We start from the raw sequence: 26,151 nt of genomic DNA on the forward strand, positions 1-26,151 counted from the left end.
AGGTTCCGCGCAAGGATGGGGCGGCGCAGATCGCGCGGCCCCGTCCGCCTGATGGACAAGCAACAGCAAGGCTGCAAATGACCGACCATTCCGTGCCCGACATCATCGTCACCAAGGTTGACGAGGCCCCGCAACTGGCGTCCGCCTCGCTTTTGCCGATCATCCGGTCCTTCGCCGCCGCGGCTGGCGTGACGGTCGGCACGCGCGACATTTCCCTCGCCGGTCGCATCATCAGCGCCTTCCCCGAGCGTCTGACCCCCGCCCAGCGCCAGGAAGATGACCTGGCCGTCCTTGGCGCGCTGGTCACCACGGCCGAGGCGAACGTGATCAAGCTGCCGAACATCTCGGCTTCCGGCCCGCAGCTGGTCGCCGCGATCAAGGAATTGCAGGGCCAGGGCTACGACCTGCCCGACTATCCCGAAGACCCCCAGACGGCCGAGGAAAAGGAAGCCCGCCGCCGCTATGACGCGGTCAAGGGCTCGGCCGTGAACCCGGTGCTGCGCGAAGGCAACTCCGACCGCCGCGCCGCCGTTGCGGTCAAGAACTACGCCAAGGCCAACCCACATTCGATGGGCGCCTGGGCGGCCGACAGCAAGACCCATGTCTCGACCATGTCCGCTGGCGATTTCCGGTCGAACGAAAAGTCGGTGACAGTCAGCGCCGCCCAGGCCGGGCCCGCGAAGATCGAGCTGACGGCCAAGGACGGCAGCGTCACCGTCCTGAAAGACGGCGTGAATTACCTGCCCGGCACCGTGGTCGACGCGACCTTCATGTCGGCACGCGCGCTGCAGGACTTCCTCGCCGCCCAGATCAATGAGGCAAAGGCGCAAGGCGTCCTCTTCTCGATCCACCTCAAGGCCACGATGATGAAGGTCTCGGACCCGATCATCTTCGGCCATGCGGTCAAGGCCTTCCTGGCCCCAGTGTTCGCAAAGCACGGCGCGGCGCTGGACGCGGCGGGCGTCGATGCAAACTCCGGCCTCGGCACCCTGCTGGAACGTGTCGCCACCCTGCCCAACGCCGCCGCGATCGAGGCTGACATCACCGCCACGATGCAGGACCGCCCGGCGCTGTACATGGTGAACTCGGACAAGGGCATCACCAACCTGCATGTCCCCTCGGACGTGATCGTCGACGCCTCGATGCCCGCGCTGATCCGCGCCGGCGGCAAGGGCTGGGGCCCGGACGGCAAGGCCGCCGACACCAAATGCGTGATCCCCGACAGCTCCTACGCATCGATCTATGACGAGGCGATCAGCTACTTCAAGGCGACCGGCGCGCTGGACCCTGCCACCGCAGGCACCGTGCAGAACATCGGCCTCATGGCCCAGAAGGCCGAGGAATACGGCTCGCACCCCACCACGTTCGAGATCGCCAAGGCCGGCACCGTGCGCCTGATCGCCGCCAACGGCGACGTGCTGCACCAGCACGAGGTTCAGGCCGGCGACATCTGGCGCGCCGCCTCGACCCGCAAGGCCCCGATCGAGGATTGGGTCCGTCTGGCCATCGACCGCCAGCGCGCCGAGGGCTGCCAGGCGATCTTCTGGCTGGACGCCGCCCGCCCGCATGACGCCGAACTGATCAAATACGTCACCCCGATCCTTGCGGCCGCCGGGGTTGCGGACAAGTTCCAGATCCTCGCCCCGCGCGAAGCGACCCGGGTGTCGCTGGAAACGATCCGCAACGGCGAAAACTCCATCGCCGTCACCGGCAACGTGCTGCGCGACTACCTGACCGACCTCTTCCCGATCCTGGAGCTTGGGACCTCGGCCAAGATGCTGTCCATCGTCAAGCTGATGAACGGCGGCGGGTTGTTCGAAACCGGCGCGGGCGGCTCGGCCCCGAAGCACGTCCAGCAGTTGGTCGAGGAAAACCACCTGCGCTGGGATTCGCTGGGCGAATTCTGCGCGCTGGGGGAAAGCCTGAAGTTCCTGGCCGACGTGAAGGGCAACGCCAAGGCCCGCGTGCTGGGCAAGGCGGTCGACGTGGCAACGCAGGGCGTCCTGGACCACGACAAGTCGCCCAAGGGTCGCGTCGGGCAGACCGACAACCGCGACAGCCACTTCTACTTTGCGCTCTACTGGGCCCAGGCCCTTGCCGCGCAGACCGAGGACAAGGACCTAGCCGCCCATTTCGCCCCCGTCGCCAAGGCGCTGGCCGAGAATGAGGCGAAGATCGTGGCCGAGCTGGCCCGCGATCAGGGTAAGGCGGCGGATCTGGGCGGCTACTACCACACCGATCCGGCCAAGACGGACGCGGTGATGCGGCCCTCCAAGACCTTCGCCGACATCATCGGCTAAAACGGCAAGCCAGACCCCGCCCGCCGGGGTCTGGCCACCACAGCACATCGGGGGACACATGGCTTGGGCGCGGATCAAGGCGGCTGACGGCAGCATCCTGACCGGGCTTGTCGACGGCGAGCATCTGCGCCCGATGGCGGCCCTTGGCAGCGACACGGCCCTTGGCGCGGCGATCCCGCTGGCGGGGGCCAGCCTGCTGCCCCCCTGCGTGCCGTCCAAGTTCATCGGGCTTTGGAACAACTACCACGCCTCGGCCGCCCGCAACGGCTGGGCGGCTCCAACGCATCCGCTCTGGTTCATGAAACCCGCCTCCAGCATCACCGGCGACGGCGCGCAGGTTGTCCTGCCGCCGTCCGCCGGCCGCGTCGTCTTTGAGGGCGAGCTTGGCATCGTCATCGGCGCCCCCTGCCACAACGCCTCAGCGGCCGAGGCCGAGGCGGCGATCTTCGGCTATACCTGCATCAACGACCTGACCTCGCTGGACATCCTGAACGCTGACCCGGCCTTTCCACAATGGACGCGGGCCAAGGGCTTTGACGGCTTTGGCGTGATCGGTCCGGTCATCGCGACGGGCCTGGACTGGCGCGATCTGACGGTCCGCACCCTGGTCAACGGGCGAGAGCGGCAGGCCTACCCAGCGTCGGACATGATCCTGTCGCCGGTCGAGATCGTCCGGCTTCTGTCGCAGGACATGACCCTGTCGCCCGGCGATGTGATCGCCGTCGGCACCTCGATCGGCGCGCGGCCGGTCAAGGCGGGGGACGAGGTCAGCGTTGTGATCGACGGAATCGGTGCGGTCACCGTGACGATGCGGGACGCCAGCGCCTAAGCCCGCCGCCGCCGCCGCAAGGCACCGATCAGCGGCAGGAACAGCGCGATCAGCACAGCCACCAGCAGCACCGCCGAGATCGGGCGTTCCACAAAGATCATCGGGCTGCCGAAGGACAAAAGCAGCGACTGCCGCAGCGACGTTTCCATCAGCGAGGCCAGCACCAGCGCCAGAACCAATGGCGCGCGGGGAATGTCGAACTTCATCATCAGCCAGCCCAGCACGCCGAACAGGATGCATTTCCACACCTCGCCCATGTCCAGCGTCGCGGCATAGGCCCCGACCAGCGACACCGCCAGGATACCGGGCGCCAGATAGACATACGGCACCCGCAGGATCGCCGCGAACAGGGGTGCCAGCGGCAGGTTCAGCACCAGCAGGATGATGTTGCCGATGAACATGCTGGCGATAAGCCCCCAGACCAACGGCGCCTCTTGTGTCATCAGCATCGGGCCGGGGCGGATGCCATGCAGGATCAGCGCCGCCAGCAGCACCGCGCTGGAGGCCGATCCCGGAATCCCCAGCGACAGCATCGGGATCAGCCCGCCATGCGCCGCCGAATTGTTCGCAGCCTCGGCCGCCGCCACGCCGTCAATCGCTCCATGCCCGAACTTCTCCGGCGCCTTGCTGAACTTCCGCTCGCTCAAGTAGGCCAGCAGAGAGGCGACCGAGGCCCCCGCCCCTGGCATGATCCCGACGAAAAGGCCGATGATCCCGCCCCGGACGATGGACAACCGGCAGGTCACCCAGTCGGCCTTGGTCAGCCACATGTCCTTCAGCCGCGTCTTGATCGGCTGCACCGATGCGATCCGCTCCATCGAGGACAGGACCTCGGCGATCCCGAAGACACCGATCGCGACGGGGATGAAGTCGATCCCCTCGAACAGGACCGGCATGTCGAAACTCAGCCGCGGCGCGCCGGTCAGGGGATCGACCCCGATCAGCGCGATCATCAGCCCCATCACCCCCGCGATCAGCGACCGGACCGGCGAGCCACCAAGCGACCCAGTGGCAATGATGCCCAGCGCCGCCAGCAGGAAATACTCCGGCGCGTTGAAGTTCAGCCCGAAATCGGCCAGGGGCGGCGCGATCAGCGCCACGGCGGCCACCGCCGAGATCCCGGCCAGGAACGACCCGATGGCCGCAATCGCCAGCGCGGCCCCTGCCCGTCCCTGCCGCGCCATCGCGTGCCCGTCCAGCGCCGTCATCACGCCCGACGCCTCACCCGGGACGTTGATCAGGACCGAGGTCAGCGTCCCGCCGTACTGCCCGCCATACATGATCCCGGCCAGCATCATGATCGCCGTCACCGGCTCCAGCCCGAAGGTCAGCGGCAGCAAAAGCGCCATGCCCGCCGCCGGACCCAGCCCCGGCAAGGCCCCGACCACCTGTCCGATCACCACACCAAGGAAGATGAAAAGCAGGTTCTCCGGCTGCAGCGCGATGGCAAAGCCCTGGAAGAGAAGGTCAAACATCGGCGGTCCTTACAGTCCGAAGGGCGCGGGCAGCGGCACGGAAAGCAGCCGCACAAAGACGACATGCGTGCCGCCTGCGATCACGGCCGCCGTCACCACCGACGGCAGCAGACGTTGCCGCAGCACCACCAGCAGCAGGAACAGCGCGAACACCGCCAGCATCGGCACCAGCCCGATCACCGGCGCGCCAGCGGACAGCGCCACCAGCGCCACGACGGTCAGCCCCACCCGCACCAGGGCGTCGCGGCCGGGGCGGTCCACCAACCCGGTGTCCGCCCCGCGCCATTGCTGCCACAGAAGCAGGGCAGCAAGCAGCAGCCCCACCCCGCCCACGAACAGGGGAAAGAACCGCGCGCCCGGCGTGAAGCCGTCCCAGACCGCCAGCCCGGCCGTGCCCAGGATCACCGCCAGCGAGGCGGCAATCATGAACAGCGCCGGCACCATCTCCAGCTTGCGCATCGGCCCTTCCCCCCGGTCCGTCACTTGGCCAGGCCGATCTTGGTCAGCACCGTGCGGAAGGTCTCCTGCTCGGCCTTGAAATAGGCCCCGGCCTCGTCCAGCGCATAGAACTGGCCCAGCTGCATGTTGGCCTTCAGGCCATCCTGCCAGGTCTGCGTCTCGGTCGCCTTGCGGAATTTGTCGGCCCACCAGGCCGCCACCGCCGGGTCAAGCCCCGCCGGCCCCGCCACGCCCCAGAACTGGGTATAGACCACGTCCACGCCCTGCTCCTTGGCGGTCGGCACATTGGCCAGGGCTTCCTCGCTGCGCCGCACTTCGGACAGGATCGCCAGCGGCTTCGCCGTGCCGGCCGCGATCTGCTCCATCCCCTCGGCCAGGGTGGCAAAGTGCAGCTCCACATTCCCGCCCAGGAAGGTCGCCCGCGCCGCACCCCCGCTTTCATGCGGGATATAGGTCAGCGTGATCCCCGCCGCCGTCTCGATCAGCCCGGTCGCGATGTGGTCGTTGCCGCCCGAGGCCCCGCCCGCAACCCGCACCCGGCCCGGCTCGGCCGTCGCCGCCGTGACCATGTCGGTCAGGCTGCCCCAGGGACTGTCCGGCGTGGTCAGCAGCATCAGCTCGGACTGGATGAACCCGGCAATCGGCGTCACCTGATCCACGACCGAGGGTGTGCCCTGCACGATCGGCGTGGTAAAGACCGGCGAGGCCATGGTCAGCAGCGTGTTCTCGTCCCCCGGCAGGCCCAGCACATGGTTATAGGCGTTGGAGTGCCCGGCCCCGCTGCGGTTCTGGATGACGATGGGGTTCTCGACGATCCCCTCCTCGTTCATGATCTGCGCGATGGTGCGCATGATCACGTCGGGCGATCCCCCCGCACCCGCCCCGACCGTGAACTCGATCGGTCCTTCCGGTGCCCGCATGTCCTGCGCCTGCGCCGTCACCGCGACGGCGGCCGCAAAGGCCAGCGTCCCGCAAAAACTCCACATCTTCGACATTGTCAGTCTCCTCCCAGAAACAAGGTCAAGTGTCTTTCCTGATTGCCGGCCGGGCCCTCCTCCTCAGGTGCTCAGCACGGATGGGTGAAACAGCTCTTCCGGCGCGACCAGACGCCCGGCCAGATGCTGTTCGACCGAATAGCGGCAGGCCGCTTCCAACTCGGCCCGGGCACCGCCAAAGCCATAGGGCCAATAGTCCGCGCCCATCGTGGCGCGGGTCCGCTCTAGACAGGCGTTCAGCCAAGGCAGGCTAAGCCGATTGGCCGAGCCTAGCCAGACATCGACCAACCGCCCCAGCGCCCGGTCGCGCGCCGCCGAAAAGGCCTGGAACAACAGGCCCGGCAGGTCCGGGTGCTGGTCGCACAAGCTGCGCCGCACCGCCACGACATGCATGATCGGGAAAAAGCCGGTGCGCCGGTGATAGTCCTGCTCGGCCGCTTCGAAATCCGGGATGATCCGCTCGATCCGCGGGTCGCCCGCCAGAAACGCCGCAGGCGGGTTCGGGGCCAAAAGCGCATCCACCTCGCCCGCAAACAACAGTTGCTGCAAGGTCTCGCCATCCTTGATCGGGGTGATCGACAGGTCCGGCGGCGGCTGCAACGCCAGCCGCTCGTGCCGAACGCCCTTGTCCAGCGCGCCCGTCCGCCAGCGGATCGCCTCGGCGGGAACCCCGAACTCGTCCGACAGAAGCCCCCGCATCCACAGGGCCGCCGTCATCTGGTATTCCGGCACCCCGACCGCCCGCCCGGCCAGATCGGCCAGCGTCTCGATCCCGCTGCCAGCGCGGCGGTAAAAGCCGTTGTGCCGGAAGGCCCGCGCCAGAAAGGCCGGGATCGCCAGATAGGAGTTGTCCCCCCGCGCGACCTGCAGGATATGGCTGGACAGCGACAACTCGGTCACGTCGAACCGGGCTTCCTGCACGGCGATGGGAAACAGCTGCGTGGTCGGCAGGATATGCGGCTCTACCGTGAAACCGGGCACCGGCACGTCGCCGTTCAGCACGGGCAGCGACCGGTCATGGTCCCAGGTCGCTACGGAAATCGTCACCATTGCGCCAGCCCCTCCCCCTTCGGCTGCACGACTATCTGCACCCCGCCCCCCGGGTGACAACTCGTTAATGTTGACAACTGCTTTGCGCATCCTGCAAACCAGACCAGCCGGATAGGGGGAATGGGCATGGGCCGCACCAAGATCGTCGGGGCGCTTCCCCGCCTCCCGCTAGAGGTGCTGCGCTATGTCGTCCTGATCGCCGAGAAAGGCTCGACCCTGGCGGCGGCGCAGACGGTGAACCTCACCTCCTCCTCGCTCAGCCGGAAGATCGCGCTGCTGGAGCATGAGCTTGGCGTCGCCCTCTTCGAACGCCACTCACGCGGGATGCGGCCCACAGACGCGGGCGAGTTGGTGATCGACGCCGCCCGCCAGATGCTGACCCGGATGGAGCGGCTGGCCAGCGACATCGACGACATCTGCGCGGTCGGGCGGGGGTCGGTGCGGCTTTATACCTCGCAGGCGCTGGTCGAACACATCGTCATGCCCCGTGTCCTGCAAATGGCGGCCGAGTTCCCCGAGGTGAAAATCGACCTGCAAGTCGCCGTCGGCCGGCAAGCGGAACGTGCTTTGCTGACGGACGGGGCCGATTTCGCCGTCATCATCACTGTGCCCACCCACCCCGACATCGAAATCGTGGCCGAGCGCAGCAACCGCGTTGTGGCCATCGTTGACCGGACCCACCCCTTCGCCGCGCGCGGCCGGATCAGCGCGGCCGAGCTGGTGACAACCCCCTTCGCCGCGCTGCCCGCCACCTATAACAGCCGCGTCGCCTTCAACAGCCTGGTGCCCGACAGCCTGCGCGACCTGCAACCGCAGATGACAGCCAGTTCGACCGCCGCGCTGAAGGCCTATGCCTTGGCCGGCCTCGGCGCCGCGATCGTGCCCGAGTTGACGGTGCTGGCCGATGCCGCTTCGGGCGATCTGGTGGTCCTTGCGCTGGAGGGGGCGGAAAAGACCGACACCCGGATGTGCCTTTGCCGCCGCCGTTCGCACATCATGGGCAGCGCGGCGCAACGGCTGATGGAGGAGTTTGCGCGGTCGTTTTCCACCACTTGATCCAGACAGATCCTGCAAAACAATCTCTGGCCCAAAAAAGACGCTTCACAAAATTCCGCTTCTCTATCAGACCGTTGTAGATTACCCTTCGCTCCTGGCAGTACCGGGCTATTTTCACAAATCCTACAAACAGGCCCAATGGTGACCGAACCCGTCGTCCTGATCCCCGGCTTCATGGCCGATGCGCGCAGCTTCATGCCGCAGCTTGTCGCGCTGGGAACCGCGCGGCCGGTGATCCTGCTGACCACCGCCCAGGGCGACACGGTCGAACAGGTGGCCACCGCCGCCCTGCCCATCCTTCCCCCGCGCTTTGCCCTTGTCGGTCACGGCCTTGGCGGCAACATCGCGATCGAGATCCTGCGCAAGGCGCCGCAATCGGTCAGCCGCATCGCGCTTCTGTCCACCGACCCCCTGCCAGAACCCCCGCAACAGGCCGCCCGGGAAGAGGCGCTGATTGTCGCCGCCAAGACCGGCCGCATGGCCGATTGCATCGCGCAACTCCTGCCCGTCGCCGCCCTGCACGACGCCCCCTGGCGGGCCGAGGTGCTGGCGCTGGTCCAGGACATGGCCGCGACCCTGGGGCCCGAGCAGTTCCAGCGCCAGCTTCGGATGATGCAGCGCCGCCCGGACCAGCAAAAGACCCTGCGCAAGGCCAATGTGCCGACGCTGATCCTGTCCGGCGTCGGCGACAGCATCGTGCCCCGCCGTCGGGCGGAATTCCTGGCCGGGATGATGCCGCAGGGCTGTCTTGAGGTCATCGCCGAGGCCGGCCACCTGCCGCAACTGGAACAGCCCGAGGCCGTGACCCAGGCGCTGCAGACCTTCCTCGCCGGGCGGCTGCCGACCCTGATGCTCGGCTAACCCTGCCAAAGCCCTTTCATGCACCCGTCGGCGCAACCCCCGCGAGGAGTGCACGACGTGCTTGACGAGCAGCCCGTTAGGCCGAGGCCAGCGCGATCTTCGCCTTCGGCTTGCCCGCCGCTTGATCCATGAAGTTCAGCACCAGTGGCCGGATGTTCAGGCGCCAGCTCTTGCCGGCAAAGATGCCGTAATGGCCCGCGCCCGGCTCCAGGTGATGGGCCTTCTTCGCATCCGACAACCCGGTCAGCAGGTTCAGCGCCGCGACGCACTGGCCGGGGGCCGAGATATCGTCATTCGCCCCTTCTACCGTCATCACCGAAACCTTGGTGATTGCGCTGAAATCGACCTTGCGGCCCGCGACCACGAATTCATTCCGCGCGATCTCGCGGTTCTTGAAGATCCGCTCGACCGTGGACAGGTAGAACTCGGCCGTCATGTCCATCACGGCCAGGTATTCGTCGTAGAACCGGTTGTGCGCATCGTGGTCCGACGCCTCGCCGCGCGCCACGCGGAAGATCTGCTCGGTAAAGGCCTTGCCGTGGCGTTCCGCATTCATGGTCATGAAGCTTTGCAGCTGCAACAGCCCCGGATAGACCAGCCGCCCCGCGCCCTTGTGCTTGAACCCGACGCGCTGGATTGCCCAATGCTCCAGCTGGCCCATGGTGACCCGGCGGCCGAAATCGGTGACCTCGGTCGCGGCGGCGTCCGGATCGACCGGCCCGCCGACCAGCACCAGGCTGCGCGGCTGCGCCTCGGGGTGTTCGGCGGCCAGATAGGCCGTCGCGGCCAGCGTCAGCGGCACCGGCTGGCACACCGCGATCACGTTGGTCTCCGGCCCCAGTTCCTTGATGAACTCGGCCAGATACAGCGTGTAATCCTCGACGTCGAACTTGCCGGCGCTGACCGGGATGTCGCGCGCATTGTGCCAGTCGGTCACATAGACATCGGCATCCGGCAGCAGCGAGGCCACGGTGGACCGCAACAGCGTGGCATAGTGCCCCGACATCGGCGCCACCAGCAGCACCTTGCGCGCCATGGGCGAGCGGCGGCGGACAAAGAACTGCACCAGGTCGCCAAAGGGCTTCTGGATCACCGGCTTCACATCGACCAGGTGGTCCTGGCCATCCGGGCCGACGATCGACCGGATGCCCCAGTCGGGCTTGGCGATCATGCGGCCGAAGGTCCGCTCGGTCACTTCGCCCCAGGCGGCCATCATCGGCAGCATCGGGTTCATCGACATGGCGAAGGCAGGATAACTGGCAAAGGCCCTGGCCGAGGCGCCCAACCACTCATTCGTGTTGCGGGCGCTTTCCATCAGGTCATAGGTGAACATATACTTCATGGTGTCTCCTGACCCTCGCGGGCGAATTTCACACAGCGGGCTTGGAACGGGCGACGCAATGCTGCATAGCGGCAAGAATAGGGGGGAACCATTCGCATGACAACAGAAGAGAAGCCCCCTGCCCTTGATGACGGCGAAGTGCGCCTTGCAAGGCTCAACGCTAACCTTGCAAAGGTTGACGAGTTGTCAAAGCGCCTCACGGCCGCGCTGACCCACCGCCGCACCGTCGACCCCGCGCTGCATGGCCCCGCGCCCGACGTCTACATGAAGGCCGCCGCCGCCTATCTGGCCGAGATGATGTCGAACCCCGCCAAGGTGGTCGAGCATCAGATCAACTACTGGGGCAAGACCCTGAAGCATTATGTCGAGGCGCAACAGACCCTTGCCAAGGGCGAGTTCAAGGCCCCGCCCGATCCGAACCCCCGCGACCGGCGCTTTTCCAATCCGCTGTGGGAAACGCATCCCTTCTTCAACTACCTCAAGCAGCAGTACCAGCTGAACGCCGAGGCGATCAGCACCGCGGTCGGCGACATGGACAACCTTGACCCCGCCGACCGCAAGCGGGTGGAGTACTTCACCAAGCAGATCGTCGACATGTTCAGCCCGACGAATTTCCTGGGCACCAACCCCGATGCGCTGGAAAAGGCGGTCGAGACCGATGGCGAAAGCCTGGTCCAGGGGCTGGAGAATCTGGTCCGCGACATCGAATCGAACCACGGCGATCTCCTCGTCACGCTGGCCGACAAGGAAGCGTTCCACGTCGGGCAGAACATCGCCACCACCCCCGGCGCGGTCGTCTACCGCAACCGGATGATGGAGCTGATCCAGTACGAACCCACGACCGAAAAGGTCCACAAGACCCCGCTCCTGATCTTCCCGCCGTGGATCAACAAGTTCTACATCATGGACCTGAAGCCGGCGAATTCGCTGATCAAGTGGATCGTGGACCAGGGATTCACGCTGTTCGTCGTCTCCTGGGTCAACCCCGATGCCAGCTATGCCGGGACCGCGATGGACGACTACATCCGCGACGGCTATCTGCGCGCCATGGCCGAGGTGCGGCGGATCACCGGCGAAAAGCAGATCAACGCCACCGGCTATTGCATCGCCGGCACCACGCTGGGCCTGACGCTGGCGCATCTGCAAAAGGCCGGCGACGACAGCGTGAAGTCCGCGACCTTCTTCACCACGCTGACCGATTTCTCCGATCCCGGCGAAGTCGGCGTGTTCCTGAACGACGATTTCGTCGACGGGATCGAACGCCAGACGCAGCAGGACGGGATCCTGTCCCGCTTCTTCATGTCGCGGACCTTCTCCTACCTGCGCTCGAACGACCTGATCTACACCCCCGCCATTAAGTCCTACATGCTGGGCGAGGCGCCGCCGGCCTTTGACCTCCTCTACTGGAACGGCGACGGCACCAACCTGCCCGCGAAGATGGCCGTCGAATACCTGCGTGGCCTCTGCCAGGGTGACGGCTTTGCCAAGGGCGAGTTCCAGGTGTTCGGCAATCCGGTCAGCCTTGCGGACGTGAAACTCCCGATCTGCGCCATCGCCTGCGAGACCGACCACATCGCCCACTGGAAGGGCAGCTTCAACGGCATCCGGCAGATGGGCTCCAGGGACAAGACCTTCATCCTGTCCGAAAGCGGCCACATCGCCGGGATCATCAACCCGCCCTCGAAGGACAAGTACGGCCACTACACCAACGACGCCCCCGTCGACGGCGCGCCCGAGGATTGGCTGAAGGCCGCGACCTTCCACAAGGGCAGCTGGTGGCCGCGCTGGGCCGACTGGCTGAAGGCCCGCTCCGGCCCCCTGATCAAGGCCCGCGTGCCAGGCGATTCGCTGGCCGCCGCGCCCGGAACCTATGTGGTGGCCCAGCCCGACAGCTGACATTTCACCGGCTTTCCGCAAGGTTAACCGCCGCAACCGTCAGTTTTGCTGCACCGCAGAATAATACTTGAAATGCTGCGCTGCAGCATCTATATCTCTGTCATGTCGAACCCGGCTGATACCCGGACATAACGGAGAATAGAAATGACCAAGACCCCTGACTTCACCAAGGTCGTGCAGGACATGATGGCCTCCATTCCGGTTGACGCCTCGGCGTTCCAGAACGCCTTCAAGACCCAGGCCGCCTTCGCCGAGAAGTTCTCGAAAGTCGCGCTGGAAGCCGCCGAAAAGTCCACCGAGATCACCTCGAAGTGGGCCAAGGACTCCATCGCCAAGCTGTCGGACGTCTCCAAGGCCAAGACCGAACCGGCCGACTACACCAAGTCGATGACCGACTTCGCCTCGGCCGCTGCCGAGATGGCTGCCGAGAACATGGCCGCCTTCGCCGAAGTGGCCAAGAAGGTCCAGATGGAAACCGTCGAGCTGATGCTGGCTGCGGGCAAGGACATGTCGGAAGACGCGACCGCCGCCGTCAAGAAAGCCACCGCTGACGTGACCACCGCTGCCAAAAAGGCCGCTGCGGCTGCCAAGTAAGGCACTTGCTTAACAAGTACCGCGCAGTTTCGCGCATCGGGCCCGGGGGCAACCCTGGGCCCTTCCTTTTTCGGCCATTCGCGTCCAGGCTCTGGCGCATGACGAAGCTGGTGATCTGGACCTATGACTGGGTGCCGCCGCCCCCGCGCGGCCATGTCCGCGACATCCGCCTGCGTTGGGCCTGCGAAGAGGCTGGCCTGCCCTACCGCATCAACCCCGTCCGGTTCGAAGATCGGACCGCGCCCGAACACCTGGCCCGCCAGCCTTTTGCCCAGGTTCCGGCCCTGCAGGACGGCGCGGTCACCCTCTTTGAAAGCGGCGCCTGCCTGCTGCACCTGGCCGACAAGTCCGAAACCCTGATGCCCCGCGACCCGCAAGGCCGGGCCGAGACGCTGGAATGGCTGATCGCCGGCCTCAACTCGATCGAGATGGTCTCGGTCCCTTGGTGGTTCATCGGCCTGTCCAGCCCGCCCGACAACCCACTCGAAGGCTGGCTTCAGTCCCGCCTGGCCCGGCTGGACGCCGTCCTCGCCAGCCGCGACCACCTCGCCGCGAACCGCTTTACCGTCGCCGATCTTCTGATGGCCGACGTGCTGCGCGTCCCGAAACTGCGGGCCGAACTTGACGCCTACCCCGCCCTCTCCGCCTTCATCACCCGCACGCTGGACCGCCCGGCCTTCCGCAAGGCCCACCAGGACCAGCTTGACCACTTCGCTGCGGCCGATGCTGCACCGGCCAAAGGCTAAGCTTTCTTTTTGCCGCAGCCTCCCCTAGACTTCTCTGCAAGCGCATAATCCCGGGGGGGAACCATGGCCGATACCGACAAGCCGCTGCTGATCAAGCGCTATGCCAGCCGGCGGCTCTACAACACCGAAACCTCGGATTACGTCACGCTGGAAGACATCGCCGGCTTCATCCGCCAGGGGCGCGAGGTGCAGATCGTCGACCTCAAGACCGGCGATGACCTGACGCGGCAATACCTTCTGCAGATCGTCGCCGAACATGAATCCAAGGGCGAAAGCGTCCTGCCCGTCGATGTGCTGACCGACCTTGTCCGCAGCTACACTTCCGGCATGAATTCGATCGTGCCGCAGTTCCTGGCCACCAGCTTCGAGATGCTGCGCAACAGCCAAAGCAAGATGATGGAGAATCTGACCGCCTTCCCGAACCCGATGGCCGCCGTGCCGGGGTTCGAGGCGATGCGCAAGCAGCAAGAGGCGTTTCTGAAATCGGTCATGGGTGGCATGCCGGGCTGGTCCGGCTCGGGTCCGGCCAAGTCGGAAGACGCCCCGCCCGCCGACGATATCGCCGAGATCAAGAAGCAGCTGGCCGAGTTGCAGAAGAAACTCTCCAAGCTCTGACCGATGCCGGAAGCCGAGGGCCGCGTCACGCTTTGGGGGGTCGAGGTTTTCGTCGCCGCCGCCGAGGAAGGCTCGATCTCGGCCGCCGCGCGGCGGTTGGGCGTCTCGCCCTCAGCGGTCAGCCAGCAGCTTTCCGGTCTGGAAGCCGCGTTGGGCGCGGTCCTTCTGGATCGCTCCGGCCGCCCGATGCAGGTGACGCCCGCCGGCGCGATGTTCCGCCGCCACGCCCAGACCATCCTGAACGCCGCGTCCGAGGCGAAGGCCGAACTGGCAATGGCCGACCTCTCCGGCCTGACCACGCTGCGCATCGGGGTGATCGAGGATTTCGACAGCGACGTAACGCCCCGCCTCTTGTCCGCATTGGCCCGCGACCTGAAAGGCTGCCGCTTCCTTCTGGAAACCGGGGCCAGCCACCGGCTGATGGACCAGCTTGAGGCCCGCGCGCTGGACATCGTCGTGGCAGCCGATGCCGCGACCGAAACCGACGCCGCCTGGCGCGAGGTCCACCCCCTGATGTCCGAACCCTTCGTCGCCGTCGCGCCCCCCGGCGCCAGGATCGACGACCTGCCGCTGATCCTTTACACCGCGCGCCACCTCATGGGCCGCCAGATCGCCACGCACCTTACCCGCCAGGGCCTGAAACCCGCTCACCGGTTCGAGTTGGACAGCTACGCCGCGATCCTTGCCATGGTCGCGGGGGGCGAGGGTTGGACGATCCTGACCCCGCTCGCGCTCCACCAGGCCCGCGCCTTCCGCTCTCAGGTCGAGGTGCGCCCCCTGCCCTTTCCGGCGCTGGCCCGCACCCTGTCGCTCTCGGCCCGCGCCGGCATCCTGCACGACGTGCCTGCCCAGATCGCCCAGCGCCTGAAACCGCTGATCGCCGAGGTGGTCATCGCCCCCGCGCTGAAGGCGACCCCCTGGCTCGCCCCGGCGCTGCGCGTCCTCTGACCCGCCAAAGCCGAAAAACCCCAGGCCCGCCTTTCATACTGGCCTAAATATCCCCGCCGGAGGCTCTTCTTCCCCCATCGGCCAAGCCCCCAGCCTTTCATCCTTGCCCGAATATCCCCGCCGGAGGCCTTTTCCTTTGCTCCAGGCGCAGCCCCGGCCACCCGGGACCGCAGGCCGGCAAAAAGCCGCTGCCCCCTCCGTAGGGAGGGGATGAACGGGCCACTGGGAAACCTTTCCGATTCCTTAACGGAAATCGTCAAGCCCTTGAAATGATGACGTTCTCACGATCTGTCCACCGTGGACAGAGTCAGCCCCGAACCTCGGCCGCCGCATCGGTGATGGCCGCCGCGATATAGTCCAGCTCGGCCTCGGTCAGCCGCGTCGGCAGCCGCACGTCGCAGGCCCGCATCAGCATGGCGCGGGTTTGCGGCAGGTCCGGCACCTCGCCCAGGAACTGCCAGTTCCAGAAGGCCCGCGCATTGCCCTCGCTCAGACCAAAGACCTGGACCGACACGCCCCGCGCCTTCGCCGCCGCCTGGAAGTCCAGCGCTTGGCTGTCCGTCCAGCCCCCGACCAGATTGAACTGGATCGAGTCGGGCGCACGTTCCTCCGGCCCCAGGGCCTCCGGCACGGCAAGATGCGCCGACAGGTTCAGCGCGGCCGCCACCCGGTCATGCCCTGCCCGGCCCTTCGCGACCCGCTCGGCCACCAGCGGCAGTTGCGGCCGGATCACCGCCGCCGACAGGTTCTGCATCCGCAGGTTATAAAGCGGCAGCTTGTTCTGCCAGTGCGCGCAGGAATTGGTCAGGCCCGGATGCTTCTTCCAGTTCGTCTCATAGGCCCCCGACATGATGATCGCCCGCGCGGCAATCTCGGGGTCATCAGTGACCATGATGCCGCCTTCGCCCGCGTTCACCAGCTTGTAGGACTGGAAACTGAAGCAGCCGACCTTGCCGATCGTCCCGATGTTCCGCCCCGCCCAGACCGTCCCCAGGCTGTGGGCCGCATCCTCGATCACAGGGATGCCGGCAGCATCACACAGCGCCATGATCGCGTCCATGTCCGAGGTATGCCCCCGCATGTGGCTGATCATCACCGCCTGTGCCTGCGGCAGCTTCGCCGCGAAATCGGCCATGTCGACGCGGTAGTTCTCGCCCACTTCGACCAGCACCGGCTCACAGTCTGCATGCACCACCGACGACGGCACGGCAGCGAATGTGAAGGCCGGGATCAGAACCTTGGCGCCCTTCGGCAGGTCCAGCGCCTTCAACGACAGGAACAGCGCCGCCGAACAGGACGACACGGCCAGCGCGTAGCGTGCGCCCAGAAGCTCGGCGAATTCCTTTTCCAGCAGCGCGACCGGGGCATCGGCCGGCGCGGTATAGCGGAAGAGGTCACCAGACAGCAGCAGCCGGTCGATCTCGGCCCGTGCGGCCTCGGGGATCGGTTCGGAGTCGTAAACGTTGGGGGCGATGATCTGACCGTCGGGGGCCATTCCTGCACCTTTTCTGAAACTCAGGTTCAGGAAAGGTGTAAACACCCGCTTGGCGACATGCCAGTGACAATTTCCGCTGCCTGCGCGTTTCCGCCTAGATTTTCACCCCGGCACGCGCCGCGACCATATGGGTAGCGGCTTCCAGCTCGTGCCAGGCGGTCCGGGCCATGGACCGAAAGACCATGATCTCGAAGGCATAGTCGCCCGAGCGCAACAGGATCACGTTCATATGGTTCAACTGCGTCCGCAGCGCCCGACCGACCGGAAAGGCCGCCAGCCGCACGTCCACCGGCACCCAGCGCGCCAGAACATCCACCGCCGCGGCCCCCGACAGCGCCAGCACCGCCCAGCCGTCCGACTGGTCCGTCACCGCCGCGCCCTCCATATCCGGGCAGTCCGCGCCCGTCAGGAAAGCCTGATCGCGCCCGGTCCAGACGATCCGCGCGCCCTTCTTTTCGGCAAAGCTGTTCGGCTCGGGCATCGACAACCCCAGCGGCTTCAACCCCTTGGCCACCGCCTTCGCCCCTCCGGGCAATAGGGCGATGCTGGTGATCGGGCCGACGTCGACTTCGGCCAGTGTCACGCCGCCAAGGGTCAGGCTGCGCCCCTCAAGGGCGGATTTCGCGATAAGCTCAGGCACGCAGCTTCTCCCCTTCCGGGTCGTGGAACACGGGGTGGCAGACTTCGCAGATCACGTCGAGGCCTCGCAGGTGATCGACCAGACGCACCCTCTCGCCTTGTCGGGCGCGGCCGTCCTTCAGGAAGGCCAGGCCCAGCCAGGCATCGACGGTTGGCGACCAGCAGACCGAGGTCACATAGCCCTGATCCGTCTCGCGATGCACTTCGGTCCCCGGCACGAACAGATGCGCCCCCGCGCTGATCGGCGCGCTGGCCTTCAGGCCGACCAGCTGCTCCCGCTCTGGCCCCCAAAGGCCGGGCCGCGTCGCCGCCGCCTTGCCGATGCAGTCCTTCTTGGCCGAAACCATCTTCTCCATCCCGATATCATGCGCCGTCACCCGGCCATGAATCTCGGCATGCGTGATGAATCCCTTTTCGATCCGCAGGACGTTCAGCGCCTCCATCCCGTAGGGGCCGCCGCCCATCGTCTCGGCCCGGGCGACCAGATCGCGGAACAATGCCTCGCCAAAGCGCGTCGGCACGGCCAGTTCATACCCCTCCTCGCCGCTGAACGAGATGCGGAACAGCCGCCCATCGACGCCCCCGATCCGCACGGGGGCGACCCCCATGAACGGCAGCTCCACAGGTTCTTCCAGGAAGGAATTCACCAGCGCCCGCGCCTTTGGCCCCGCGACGGCAAACTGCGCCCAGCTTTCGGTCACGCTGATGAACCGCACCTGCCAATCCGCACAGAACGCCTGATGCACAAAGTCCAGATGCCGCATCACCAGCCCCGCCGCGGCAGTGGTGGTGGTCATCAGGTAATGGTCATCCCCCAACCGGGCGCTGGTGCCGTCATCCAGCACCAGCCCATCCTCGCGCAGCATCAACCCATAGCGCACCCGGCCAACCGGCAAGGTGCTGAACGTATTCGTATAAACGAAGTCCAGGAACCGCCCCGCATCGCGCCCCTGAATGTCGATCTTCCCCAGGGTCGAGACATCGGCCACCCCCACCGCCTGCCGGACCATGTTCACTTCCCGGTCGCAGGCCTCACGCCAGGTCGTCTCGCCCGGCTTCGGGAAATAGCTGGGCCGATACCACAGCCCCGCCTCGATCATCGGCGCGCCCCGGTCGCGGCTGGCCTGGTCGCTGGTCAGGAACCGCTGGGGCGCAAACCCCTCGGCCCGGCCCCCCGCGCCCATCGCCGCGATCGACACCGGCACATAGGGCGGCCGGAAGGTCGTGACCCCGGTTTCGGCAATCCCCCTGCCCGTCGCATCCGCCAGCACCGCCAAAGCCGCAACGTTGGAGTTCTTGCCCTGATCCGGCGCCATCCCTTGCGTCGTGTAGCGCTTCATGTGCTCGACGCTGCGGAAGCCCTCTTGCGCGGCCAACTTCACGTCGTTCGTCGTCACGTCATTGGCAAAGTCCAACCAAGCCCGGCCCTTGCCCTCGACCGCCCACAAAGCCCTGAGCCGATACGGCGCATCTTCCGCCTCGGGCAGCGGGACGGATACCTTTCGCCCCAAAGCCTCCACCGCCTGCACCGCCGCCGCATGGCCCGTGACCAATGCACCGTGGGTGGACATGGAGCCATTGGCCGCCCCCACCGCCACCAGCCCTGGAACCGCGCCCTCCATCGGGACAAAGGCCGCGAGATCCTCGTTCCAGCGCGGCCGCCCGTTCATGTGGCAGGTCAGGTGGATCGTCGGGTTCCAGCCGCCCGACATCGCCAGGCAATCGGTCTCGACCTCGAACGTCTCGCTGCCCTTGCGCACCGTGATCCCGCGCAGGCCCATTCGCCCGCGCGTGCCGATCACCTCGGCCCCGACATGGACCGGGCAATCCTCGACGCTGAAGGCATCGGGGCGCGGGTCGATGATTGCCGCTACCTGGACGCCCGCTGCCATCAGATCGCGCGCCGTCGCCCGCGCCTGGTCGGTGTTGGCAAACAGCGTCACCCGCTGGCCGGGCACCACGCCATAGCGGTTGAGGTAGGTCCGCACCGCCGAGGCCATCATGATCCCGGGCCGGTCGTTGTTCTCGAACGCCACCGGCCGCTCCAGCGCGCCGCTGGCCAGCACCGCATGGGGCGCGACGATCCGCCAGAAACACTCCCTCGGCAGGTTCGGACGCGCGGGCTTGTGCAGACCCACCCGCTCCAAGGCACCATAGGTGCCGTGGTCATAGGCCCCGGTGACCGAGGTCCGCAGCATGATCCGCACGTTCGGCAGCGCCTGCAACTCGGCCACAACCGAAGCCACCCACTCGCCCGCAGGCACCCCCCCAATGGTCCCGCCATCCGAGAGCAAACGCCCGCCCAGCGCATGGCTTTCCTCGCACAGGATCACATCCGCGCCCGCGCGCCCCGCCGTCAAAGCCGCCATCAGGCCCGAGGGACCGGAGCCAATGACCAGCACGTCGCAGAAGGCAAAGGCCTTCTCGTAGGTCCCTTCGTCATGCTTGCCCGACAGACTGCCAAGCCCGGCCGCGCGGCGGATGATCGGCTCGTAGAGGCCTTCCCAGAAGGCGCGGGGCCACATGAACGTCTTGTAGTAGAACCCCGCCGACAGAAACGGCGACAGGTAGTCGTTCACGGCCATCAAATCAAAGCGCAGCGACCCCAGCCGGTTCTGCGACTGCGTCACGAGGCCCTCGAACACCTCCTGCATCGTGGCGCGGACGTTCGGCGTCTGGTTCGTCGGCCCCACGACCTCGACCAGCGCATTCGGCTCCTCCGACCCAGCGGTCAGCACGCCCCGGGGCCGGTGATACTTGAACGACCGCCCTACCAGCCGCACACCGTTGGCCAGCAGCGCCGAGGCCAGCGTGTCGCCCTTGTACCCGGCGTAATCCTTCCCGTCGAAACGGAAACGCACCGGCTTCGTCCGGTCGATCAGCCCCTTGCCGTCGATCCTCATGCCTTGCGCCCCGCTACCATTTCGACGCTGGAAATCTCATGCGTCACCGTGTTCCGCGTGACCAACAGCCACTGCGAACACCCCGCCTCGTGATACCAAAGATCCTTCGTCACCCCCGCCGGATTGTCCCGAAGGTGCAGGTAGCTGTCCCACTCCGCCAAGGGCGCGCCCTCCGAGGGCCGGTGCAGATAATCCTCCGCCCCATAATAGTAGAACTCCCGCCGGTCCCGCTCACCGCAAAGGGGGCATGTCAGGCGCATCGGCCAACCCTCATTTTCTGTCCAAAAATATCCCCGCCGGAGGCTCCCGCAATCGGCGCTAGGCGCAGGTGGTCCGTCATCATGCGCCCCCTCAATGCAGGTTATGCTGCGACCCGGTGCCTTCTTCGTCCAGAAGATGCCCCGTCGCAAAACGGTCCAGCCGGAATTTGGCGGCGACCTCGTGCGGCTCGCCGGTCGCCATCAGATGCGCCATGCACCAGCCCGACGCAGGCACCGCCTTGAACCCGCCGTAGTTCCAGCCGCAGTCGATGAAGAGCCCGTCCACATGCGTCTTGTCGATGATGGGACTGCCATCCGGCGACATGTCCATGATCCCGCCCCAGGACCGCAGCACCTTTGCCCGCCCGATCATCGGCATCAGGGTCATGCCCGCTTCCATCACATGCTCGACCATCGGCAGGTTCCCCCGCGCGGCGTAACTCGCATAGAAATCCAGGTCCCCGCCGAACACCAACCCGCCCTTGTCCGACTGGCTGATGTAGAAGTGTCCCATCCCGAAACTGATCACATGGTTGATCACCGGCTTCAGCCCCTCGGTCACGAAGGCCTGCAACACATGGCTTTCAATCGGCAACCGCATCCCGGCCATCGCCGCGACCTGGGACGACCGCCCCGCCACCACGATCCCGACCTTCTTCGCCCGGATCGCCCCGCGAGTCGTCTGGACGCCCACGACCTTCCCGCCCTGGATGTCGATCCCGGTGACCTCGCAGTTCTGGATCAGGTCCACCCCGCGTTGGTCCGCCCCGCGCGCATAGCCCCAGGCCACCGCGTCATGCCGGGCGCTTCCTCCCCGGGGATGCAACAGCCCGCCATTGATCGGGAACCGCGTGTTGTCGAAATCGAGATAGGGCAGATGCTCGCGCACCCCGTCGCGGTCCAGAAGGATCGCGTCGTCGCCCTGGTTGATCATCGCATTGCCGCGCCGCACGAAGGCATCGCGCTGGCCATCACTGTGGAAGAGGTTGATCAGCCCGCGCTGCGAATGCATCACGTTGTAGTTGAGGTCGGCCTCCAACCCCTCCCACAGCTTCATCGAATGGCTGTAGAACTCGCTGTTCCCCGGCAGGAAGTAGTTGGCCCGCACGATGGTCGTGTTCCGCCCGATGTTGCCAGACCCCAGATAGCCCTTCTCCAGCACCGCAACATTGGTGATCCCGTGGTTCTTCGCCAGATAATAGGCCGTGGACAGCCCATGCCCCCCACCACCGATGATCACCACATCGTAATCCGCCTTGGGCGACGGATCGCGCCAGGCCGGCGTCCAGCCCTTGTTGCCGAACAGACCCTCGGTGATGACTTTCAGACCGGAATAGCGCATGCGTCAGCGTCCCCCTGGCCACCATAAGACCGGCAGCTGGGGGGATATTCAAGACGCCGCCGCGAAATCCTTGGCTGGCCGCGACATGATGTGTCGGAGACGGCGCTTTCCCCGATCACAGCCCTGACAACGGCACGGGGGGCGACCCGATCCACAGCCGCCAACGCCCCCCGGCACCGCCTTACAGCCCCTTGGACCGATAGGTCGCCGCCACCCGGCTGATCGAGACGATATAGGCCGCAACCCGAAGGTCCTCGACCCCCTCGCGATTGTGCCAGACCTCGCGCATCGCCTGGTAGGCCGTGCGCATCGTGTCATCCAGACCCGACCGCACCAGCGCAAGTTCGTCCGACCCGGTCAGGAACTTCTGCTTGAAGTCGGGCGACAGGGTCCATCCCAGGTGCTGGTCGGCCGAAAGACGCTCCAACTCTTCGACCAGCAGCCGTGACCGCGCTTCCTCGGCCCGCCGCTGCATCCGGCCAAAGCGGATGTGGCTCAGGTTCTTCACCCATTCGAAATAGCTGACCGTGACGCCGCCCGCGTTGGCATACATGTCGGGGATGATGACACAGCCTTTCTCGCGCAGGATCGCGTCGGCGCCAAAGGTGATCGGGCCATTCGCCGCCTCGATGATCAGCGGGGCCTTGATCCGCCCGGCATTGCCAAGGTGGATCACGCCTTCCAGTGCGGCCGGAATCAGGATGTCGCACGGCTCCTCCAGCACAGCAGCGCCGTCGGGAACGTGGCGCGCGCCCGGATAGCCGGCCAGAAGCCCGCCATTCTTGGTCATCCACTGCCGAAGCGCCTCGATATCCAGCCCCTTCGGGTCCAGGACCGCCCCATCCCGCTCGATCACCGCGATGATCTTGCAGCCATCCTCCTCGCTCAGGAACTTCGCCGCGTGATAGCCCACGTTGCCCAGGCCCTGGACGATGACCCGCTTGCCTTCCAGCCCCTCGGCCAGCCCCGCCTTGGCCACATCCTCGGGATGCCGGAAGAACTCGCGCAGGGCGAACTGCACCCCGCGGCCGGTCGCCTCGACCCGCCCCTGGATGCCGCCGGCATGCGGAGGTTTCCCGGTCACGCAGGCCTTGGCGTTGATGTCCGTCGTGTTCATCCGCGCATACTGGTCGGCGATCCAGGCCATCTCACGCTCCCCCGTGCCCATGTCGGGGGCGGGGACGTTCTGCGCCGGATGGATCAGGTCGCGCTTGATCAACTCATAGGCGAAACGGCGGGTGATCTGCTCCAGTTCGTGTTCGTCCCACTGACGCGGATCGATGCACAATCCGCCCTTCGATCCCCCGAACGGCGTTTCCACCAGCGCGCATTTATAGGTCATCAGCGCCGCCAGCGCCTCGACCTCATCCTGGTTGACCGACAGGGCATAGCGGATGCCGCCCTTCACGGGTTCCATATGTTCGGAATGGACGCTGCGATACCCGGTGAAGGTCTCGATCTTGCCGCGCAGCCGCACCCCGAAGCGCACCGTGTAGGTCGAGTTGCAGACCCGGATCTTCTGCTCCAGCCCCGGGCTAAGGTCCATAAGCCGGGCGGCGCGGTTGAACATCAGGTCGACGGATTCGCGGAAACTCGGCTCGGCGGCATGTTGCATGTGATCCCTCCTTGCAGACCGGACACGCGCGGTGCCCCGGAGCAGCCTATCGCACAATTGCCTTCTGTGAAGCCTGCACCTGGCTGCGTGTGACCGGCACTGACCTGGCCAATTGCCCGGCCGACAAGGCGAATCGTCCGATCCCGGGTCGGATCGCCTTTGCCCCGGATTTTGCGCTTTCGCTGAACAGACGCGCAGCACAGCGTGGAAATTGTTTCCAAAAACGCGCGATTTCCGGTTGTTCCAGAGTAAATGCCACACTTCTGCCAGAAGTTATGTCTTAATGGCTGCGGGAATCCCTGCCTTCCGGCGGGGTTAGTTTGCCATGTGGGAAGGTGTAATGATGCCGAAACCGATTGCTCCGGGCTCTGCAACCCTGTCGACCCGCTTTGCCGCATCGCTGCGCGATTTCCGCGACGACGAACGCGGCGCGATGGCGATCTTCATGATTACCGTGTTCTTCCTGATGCTGGTCTTCGGCGGCATCGCGGTCGACTACATGCGGTTCGAGATCCGGCGCGTCGCCCTGCAGCAGACCATGGACCGTGCCGCGCTGGCCGCCGCCAACCTGGAAAACACCCGCAACCCGCAGGACGTGGTCAACGACTACTGGGCCAAGGCCAAGCTGGGCGAAGGCCTGGTCAAGGCCGAGTATTCCACCCCGGTCGTCACCGTTCTGGAGGGCCAGAACAACTCGTCCAAGCAGGTGTCGATCCGCGCGGATGTGCGGTCCTACAACTATTTCATGGGCATGGGCTTCATGCCGGTCGACTATCTGGAAGGCCCGGCGCTGACCAAGGCGGTCCAGGGTGCCAGCCAGGTCGAGGTCATGCTGGTCCTCGACATCACCGGCTCGATGGATTCGGCCCTGCCCAACGACACCAAGAAGAAGATCACCGGCCTGATCGAAGCCGCGACCCTGTTCGTGAACGAGGTGAAGGATAACGACGACCTGAACCAGGTCTCGATCGGGATCGTCCCCTACAACACCCAGGTCAACCTCGGCCCGGCCCTGCGCGCCAAATTCGCCGCCACCAACATCCCCACCGTCGCCGGCATTGCCAACGCCGGCGTGACGAACGTGAACTGCCTTGAGGTGCCGACCACCACCACCTTCTTCCAGCAGACCGCGATCCCGACGGACCTTCCCTTGCCGATGTCGGTCCATGCCGACCTGGAAGGCGGCACTTCGACGGGTAGCACATCCTACTATGTCGCCTGGAACAACACCGGCAGCGCCGTCCTGACGAACTGGACCACGGTGGGTGGCCAAAGCAACTACATGTGCCCGGCCAACGCCTATTCCGAAGTGCTTCTGCCGACGATGGACAAGACGGCGATGCTGGACAAGATCAACAGCCTGCGGCCCGGCGGTCGGACGTCGATCATGATGGGGATGCGCTGGGGCGTGGCCCTTCTGGATGAAACCGCCCGTCCGATCTACAGCGACCTGCGGGCGGGTGAATCCTCCATGGTCGGCCGCCCGGCCAACAACACCGACGCGGAGACCCGCAAGATCATCGTGCTGATGACCGACGGCGCGCACGTCGCCACCAGCTATGTGCGCGAACCCTACAAGACCGGCATCTCGCCGATCTACCGCAGCGATGTCGACAACAACTTCTCGATCTTCCACGATCGTGCCGGCACCCCCCTGGACTACTGGGTTCCGCACCTGTGCACCGGCAGCCATGCCTGCACCGCCGGATGGCGCGCGCAGCCCTGGTCCAACTCCAGCAACAGCGGCACCTTCCGCCAGTTGGACTGGAGCGAGGTCTGGCAGTCCGTGCGCATCACCTGGGTGGCGCGCCAGCTTTACGGTCGCTCGAACTATAACGGCACCGGCGTAAGCACGATCTACAACAACCAGATGCTGGCGTTCAAAGGCGACGACAGCAGCAACGCCACCGCTTATGTGCCGGTAGCGACCATGAACTCTCTGCTGCAAACCAACTGCGCGGCCGCCAAGGCCACGGGGATGGAAGTCTACGGCATCGCTTTCGGTGCCGGATCCAGCGGGGAAACCCAGATCCGCGGCTGCGCTTCGGCCAAGGGCAGCGATCCCAGCGACAAGACCGGCTACTACTTCCAGCCGCAGACCAGCGCCGAACTGGCAACGGTGTTCCGCGACATCGCCTCGCAGATCTCGAAGCTGAGGCTGACGCAATGATCCGCCTGCCGCAGTCCTTCCGCCGCTTCCTGTCGAACGAGGACGGCAACCCGACGATGGAGTTCGTGCTGACCTTCCCGGTGGTCATCGTGATCTTCTGCGCCGCGTTCGAAAGCAGCTTCTACATGATCAAGAGCGTCAGCCTTGAGCGCAGCCTTGACCTTGTGATCCGCGACCTGCGCCTTGGCACGCTGGGGTCGATCTCGCACAACCAGCTCAAGGCCCAGATCTGCAGCCGCGCTGCCGTCCTGGGCGAGCCGGCGGATTGCGTCGAACGGATGCGGATCGAGTTGCAGCCGATCGACACGGCCAGCTTCGCAATGCCCACCGTCCCCAACGCCTGTGTCGACCGGCGGCAACCGATCGACCCCGCGGTCGAACCCAGCACCGACGAATATGCCTTGGGCGACGGCAACCAGATCATGCTGATGCGGGTGTGCTTTCAGTCCGAGCCGATGTTCCGAACCACCGTCTTTGGTGCCCGGATGAACCGCACCGGGGCGGATGGCAACTACTCGCTGATCTCGACCTCGACCTTCGTGAACGAACCCAGGACCTGAG

General features: G+C 65.9%; 22 protein-coding genes. 11 read left to right on the top strand and 11 right to left on the bottom strand.

From position 1 onward, the window contains the following. The first annotated feature begins 77 nt into the window (after window positions 1-77). Both CXR42_RS06945 and CXR42_RS06950 read left to right on the top strand, forming a co-directional pair. Window positions 78-2,300, top strand: a complete 2,223-nt coding sequence (locus CXR42_RS06945; RefSeq protein ID WP_103256696.1) for an NADP-dependent isocitrate dehydrogenase — start codon at window positions 78-80, stop codon at window positions 2,298-2,300. A gap of 58 nt (window positions 2,301-2,358) precedes the next feature. Beyond that, window positions 2,359-3,129, top strand: coding sequence for a fumarylacetoacetate hydrolase family protein (locus CXR42_RS06950; RefSeq protein WP_103256697.1), 771 nt, complete (start codon window positions 2,359-2,361; stop codon window positions 3,127-3,129). On the opposite strand, the gene CXR42_RS06955 is transcribed toward CXR42_RS06950, so the two are convergent. The 4 genes from CXR42_RS06955 to CXR42_RS06970 all read right to left on the bottom strand — a co-directional run bounded on the left by CXR42_RS06955 (window position 3,126) and on the right by CXR42_RS06970 (window position 7,108). After that, window positions 3,126-4,604 carry a tripartite tricarboxylate transporter permease gene (locus CXR42_RS06955; protein WP_103256698.1) on the bottom strand — a complete coding sequence of 493 codons (1,479 nt, stop codon included), beginning with the start codon at window positions 4,602-4,604 and terminating at the stop codon, window positions 3,126-3,128. The genes CXR42_RS06950 and CXR42_RS06955 overlap by 4 nt on opposite strands. Before the next feature lie 9 nt (window positions 4,605-4,613). Next, a complete protein-coding gene (locus CXR42_RS06960) occupies window positions 4,614-5,063 on the bottom strand; it encodes a tripartite tricarboxylate transporter TctB family protein (protein ID WP_103257078.1) in 450 nt (149 codons plus the stop codon). A 20-nt stretch (window positions 5,064-5,083) separates the two neighbouring features. Then, the gene (locus CXR42_RS06965) at window positions 5,084-6,058 is read right to left on the bottom strand and encodes a Bug family tripartite tricarboxylate transporter substrate binding protein (RefSeq protein WP_219727921.1); all 975 of its coding nucleotides are present in this window, start codon (window positions 6,056-6,058) and stop codon (window positions 5,084-5,086) included. A 63-nt stretch (window positions 6,059-6,121) separates the two neighbouring features. Beyond that, complete coding sequence (locus CXR42_RS06970) at window positions 6,122-7,108, bottom strand: substrate-binding domain-containing protein (RefSeq protein WP_103256699.1); 987 nt, start codon at window positions 7,106-7,108, stop codon at window positions 6,122-6,124. Between the two features lie 126 nt (window positions 7,109-7,234). On the opposite strand from CXR42_RS06970, the gene CXR42_RS06975 reads away from it, so the two are divergent. Next, the gene (locus CXR42_RS06975) at window positions 7,235-8,164 is read left to right on the top strand and encodes a LysR family transcriptional regulator (protein WP_180995980.1); all 930 of its coding nucleotides are present in this window, start codon (window positions 7,235-7,237) and stop codon (window positions 8,162-8,164) included. Between the two features lie 138 nt (window positions 8,165-8,302). Then, window positions 8,303-9,025 (top strand): alpha/beta fold hydrolase, encoded by a 723-nt coding sequence (locus CXR42_RS06980; RefSeq protein WP_103256701.1) that lies wholly within the window; start codon window positions 8,303-8,305, stop codon window positions 9,023-9,025. Window positions 9,026-9,101: 76 nt separating this feature from the next. Here CXR42_RS06980 and phaZ read toward each other — a convergent pair whose 3' ends face one another. Next, a complete protein-coding gene (gene phaZ / locus CXR42_RS06985; protein ID WP_103256702.1) occupies window positions 9,102-10,367 on the bottom strand; it encodes a polyhydroxyalkanoate depolymerase in 1,266 nt (421 codons plus the stop codon). A gap of 96 nt (window positions 10,368-10,463) precedes the next feature. On the opposite strand from phaZ, the gene CXR42_RS06990 reads away from it, so the two are divergent. From CXR42_RS06990 to CXR42_RS07010, 5 genes are all read left to right on the top strand, one after another. Then, window positions 10,464-12,263 carry a PHA/PHB synthase family protein gene (locus CXR42_RS06990; RefSeq protein ID WP_103256703.1) on the top strand — a complete coding sequence of 600 codons (1,800 nt, stop codon included), beginning with the start codon at window positions 10,464-10,466 and terminating at the stop codon, window positions 12,261-12,263. 144 nt (window positions 12,264-12,407) lie between these two features. Beyond that, window positions 12,408-12,857, top strand: a complete 450-nt coding sequence (locus CXR42_RS06995; RefSeq protein ID WP_103256704.1) for a Phasin — start codon at window positions 12,408-12,410, stop codon at window positions 12,855-12,857. A gap of 98 nt (window positions 12,858-12,955) precedes the next feature. Then, the gene (locus CXR42_RS07000) at window positions 12,956-13,603 is read left to right on the top strand and encodes a glutathione S-transferase family protein (RefSeq protein WP_103256705.1); all 648 of its coding nucleotides are present in this window, start codon (window positions 12,956-12,958) and stop codon (window positions 13,601-13,603) included. Between the two features lie 63 nt (window positions 13,604-13,666). Continuing rightward, the gene (phaR, locus tag CXR42_RS07005) at window positions 13,667-14,218 is read left to right on the top strand and encodes a polyhydroxyalkanoate synthesis repressor PhaR (RefSeq protein WP_103256706.1); all 552 of its coding nucleotides are present in this window, start codon (window positions 13,667-13,669) and stop codon (window positions 14,216-14,218) included. Window positions 14,219-14,221: 3 nt separating this feature from the next. Next, the gene (locus tag CXR42_RS07010; RefSeq protein ID WP_103256707.1) at window positions 14,222-15,166 is read left to right on the top strand and encodes a LysR family transcriptional regulator; all 945 of its coding nucleotides are present in this window, start codon (window positions 14,222-14,224) and stop codon (window positions 15,164-15,166) included. A gap of 307 nt (window positions 15,167-15,473) precedes the next feature. On the opposite strand, the gene CXR42_RS07015 is transcribed toward CXR42_RS07010, so the two are convergent. The 6 genes from CXR42_RS07015 to CXR42_RS07040 all read right to left on the bottom strand — a co-directional run bounded on the left by CXR42_RS07015 (window position 15,474) and on the right by CXR42_RS07040 (window position 23,420). Further along, the gene (locus CXR42_RS07015; protein ID WP_103256708.1) at window positions 15,474-16,661 is read right to left on the bottom strand and encodes a DegT/DnrJ/EryC1/StrS family aminotransferase; all 1,188 of its coding nucleotides are present in this window, start codon (window positions 16,659-16,661) and stop codon (window positions 15,474-15,476) included. Window positions 16,662-16,755: 94 nt separating this feature from the next. Continuing rightward, window positions 16,756-17,301 (bottom strand): sarcosine oxidase subunit gamma, encoded by a 546-nt coding sequence (locus tag CXR42_RS07020; RefSeq protein WP_103256709.1) that lies wholly within the window; start codon window positions 17,299-17,301, stop codon window positions 16,756-16,758. Continuing rightward, window positions 17,294-20,203: a sarcosine oxidase subunit alpha family protein gene (locus CXR42_RS07025; protein WP_103256710.1), complete on the bottom strand. Its 2,910-nt coding sequence runs from the start codon at window positions 20,201-20,203 to the stop codon at window positions 17,294-17,296. The genes CXR42_RS07020 and CXR42_RS07025 overlap by 8 nt, the downstream gene beginning before the upstream one ends. Further along, entirely contained in the window at window positions 20,200-20,463 is a 264-nt protein-coding gene (locus CXR42_RS07030) for a sarcosine oxidase subunit delta (protein WP_103256711.1), read from the bottom strand. The genes CXR42_RS07025 and CXR42_RS07030 overlap by 4 nt, the downstream gene beginning before the upstream one ends. A 91-nt stretch (window positions 20,464-20,554) precedes the next feature. Further along, window positions 20,555-21,805 carry a sarcosine oxidase subunit beta family protein gene (locus CXR42_RS07035; protein ID WP_103256712.1) on the bottom strand — a complete coding sequence of 417 codons (1,251 nt, stop codon included), beginning with the start codon at window positions 21,803-21,805 and terminating at the stop codon, window positions 20,555-20,557. A 181-nt stretch (window positions 21,806-21,986) separates the two neighbouring features. Then, window positions 21,987-23,420: a Glu/Leu/Phe/Val family dehydrogenase gene (locus tag CXR42_RS07040; RefSeq protein ID WP_103256713.1), complete on the bottom strand. Its 1,434-nt coding sequence runs from the start codon at window positions 23,418-23,420 to the stop codon at window positions 21,987-21,989. 343 nt (window positions 23,421-23,763) lie between these two features. Between CXR42_RS07040 and CXR42_RS07045 the strand changes: the two genes are divergently transcribed. Next, entirely contained in the window at window positions 23,764-25,590 is a 1,827-nt protein-coding gene (locus tag CXR42_RS07045; protein WP_180995981.1) for a pilus assembly protein TadG-related protein, read from the top strand. Then, window positions 25,587-26,150: a TadE/TadG family type IV pilus assembly protein gene (locus CXR42_RS07050; RefSeq protein WP_103256715.1), complete on the top strand. Its 564-nt coding sequence runs from the start codon at window positions 25,587-25,589 to the stop codon at window positions 26,148-26,150. The genes CXR42_RS07045 and CXR42_RS07050 overlap by 4 nt, the downstream gene beginning before the upstream one ends. Window position 26,151: the final 1 nt, after the last annotated feature.

The organism is Tabrizicola aquatica, assembly GCF_002900975.1.
Classification (GTDB): domain Bacteria; phylum Pseudomonadota; class Alphaproteobacteria; order Rhodobacterales; family Rhodobacteraceae; genus Tabrizicola; species Tabrizicola aquatica.